At 34.9% G+C, this 261-nt stretch carries 1 protein-coding gene; it reads left to right on the forward strand.

Going from position 1 to position 261, the window contains the following annotated elements; genetic code table 11:
• The coding region (locus SB775_RS30825; protein ID WP_410865064.1) for a deoxynucleoside kinase at nucleotides 1–261 on the forward strand (261 nt) is incomplete at both ends.

Consider the following 261-nt stretch of genomic DNA (forward strand, 5'->3'; position numbering starts at 1 on the left):
CTGGAGCTTCCACTTGCAAGTGTACTTTTTAGCAGAACGATTTAAAGAACAAAAAAGAATTTTTGAATACGGTGGCGGTTTTGTTCAAGATCGCTCTATATATGAAGACACTGGAATTTTTGCAAAGATGCATCATGAAAAAGGTACAATGACGGAAACTGATTATGAAACATACAAAGGTTTATTTGACGCTATGGTCATGACTCCTTACTTCCCTCATCCTGATTTATTAATTTACTTAGAAGGTTCTTTCGATGATAT

Source organism: Peribacillus sp. SIMBA_075, assembly GCF_046534585.1.